This window comes from Rheinheimera sp., from assembly GCF_036568245.1.
Taxonomy (GTDB): domain Bacteria; phylum Pseudomonadota; class Gammaproteobacteria; order Enterobacterales; family Alteromonadaceae; genus Alishewanella.
Map to the genome: position 1 here is coordinate 1 of NZ_DATCSY010000349.1, position 2,029 is coordinate 2,029.

Genomic DNA, 2,029 nt, shown 5'->3' on the forward strand with positions numbered 1-2,029 from the left:
AGCTGGGGCGCCAGCGACGAAGATCTGTTTCGTACTGCCGACCAGCATTTACAGCAGATGCATGCGGCTGGCAAACCCTTTTTCAGCCTGATTTTCAGCTCGTCGAATCACGAGCCATTTGAATTCCCTGATGGCCGCATCAGCCTGCATCAGCAGCCAAAAAACAGTGTTAATAATGCGGTGAAATATGCCGATTACGCACTAGGGCAGTTTATTGCTCAGGCAAAACTGTCTGCTTACTGGCAAGATACGGTATTTCTGATTGTTGCTGACCATGACAACCGGGTCTATGGCGATAATCTGGTGCCGGTGGAAAAGTTTCATATTCCGGCATTGATACTGGGGCCGGATCTTGAGGCCAAAACCATAACTCCGGTTGCCAGCCAGATAGATTTGGCACCGACCTTACTGTCGCTGCTTGGCATCTCGGCTCAGACCCCGCTGATAGGGCGCGACTTTAGCCGTGATGCAACCAGCCCTGGCCGGGCCTTGCTGCAGTTTGATCAGTATTTTGCGCTGATGGAAGATAAAGAGCTGACTATTCTCAGGCCACAGCAGGCGCCCGTGCATGCCGTTTACAACCCTGTTAGTCGCCGGTTGACGACGTCAACACAGCCGGTTTCTGCTACGCAGCAGAGCAGGGCGCTGGCGCAGGTATTACTGCCATCTTTGCTTTACCGCGAGCAGCTTTACCGCAATCCGTTGCGGGGGCAGTGTGTCGATTGCCGGTTGGCAAAAGCGCTACCCTAGTTCAGGCGCGCTTTTTCAGCAGCAGCGCGATGTCATCGCCGCTGTTTGGTATAGCTGCAGTGGCCGGTTCAGCCTTGCGTGGCCGCAGTTTCTCGCCCAGTACCAGCATACAGGGCGTTAAAAACAGTGTCAGTACCGTTGCAAAGGTTAAACCGCCGGCAATAGCGCTTGATAGCTGCGTCCACCACTGGGTAGAGGGCGCACCAAAGCCCAGGCTGGGTTCCAGCAGGTTAACATTTACCGCCAGTACCATTGGCATTAAACCCAGTACGGTAGTGATTGACGTTAGCAGCACCGGGCGCAGGCGCAGGCAACCGGTTTCCAGTGCCGCTTCAAATGCAGACAAACCACTGTCGCGTAACTGGTTATAGGTATCAATCAGGACGATATTATTGTTTACCACTATCCCGGCCAGACCAATGATACCCATGCCTACCATCACTATGCCGAAGCTCTGGCCGTTTACCAGCAACCCCAGCAGCACACCTGCGGTGGAAAAGATGATTGCCGACAGGATCAGCAATGTCTGATACCAGCTGTTAAATTGCACCAGCAGGATCATCAGCATCAGGAAGATCGCAGTGGCAAAGGCGCCCAGCAGGAATGTCATCGCCTCTTGCTGGTCGGCACTTTCACCGGCGGTTTTCACATGCACATTGTCTGGCAGCTTTATATCACTGCCCAGCAAGGCTTTTAGCCGCTCGGTTACCTGAAAGCCCGGTGCCAAATCGGCTTTTATCGTCACAGCGCGGTTGCTGTCGATACGTTTGATAATGCTTGTTTTAGGCGCCGGTACCAGCTCAACAAAATTGCTTAGCGGCACCTGGCCACGCGCGGTTTGAATGGTAAGCCGCTGCAGCTGATCCAGTGAGCGCCAGCTTTGTGGAAAGCGCACGCGGATATCGACTTCATCACTGGCATACTCCGGCCGGTATTTTGCCAGTAGCAGGCCGTTACTGATCATCTGTACCGCATTGCCGACGGTCAGCACATCAGCACCAAAGCGGGCCGCTTCTGCCCGGTCTACTTCAAGCCGCCATTCAATACCCGGCAGGCTGCGGTCATCTTCAATATCGACAAAGCCGCCCAGTTGCTGCATTTGGCTGATGATCTTCGCCACCGCTTTGTCGGTTGCCGCACTTTCCATACTGCTTACCTGCAGCTCTATCGGTTTGCCGCCGGACGGGCCTTCTTCCTGTTGCCGGAACTCCAGAATAATGCCTGGAATGTCAGCCGTGAGGCTGCGCATTTCATCAAGGATCTGGGCGGCTTTGCGCCT

General features: G+C 54.4%; 2 protein-coding genes. One reads left to right on the plus strand and one right to left on the minus strand.

Translation table 11 applies throughout. From position 1 onward, the window contains the following. Window positions 1–750 (plus strand): LTA synthase family protein (locus VIN66_RS15440; RefSeq protein ID WP_331924806.1); only part of this gene is annotated, 750 nt, incomplete at its 5' end. Window position 751: 1 nt separating this feature from the next. Here VIN66_RS15440 and VIN66_RS15445 read toward each other — a convergent pair. Then, window positions 752–2,029, minus strand: a 1,278-nt coding sequence (locus VIN66_RS15445; RefSeq protein WP_331924807.1) for an efflux RND transporter permease subunit, incomplete at its 5' end; no start/stop codon positions are given.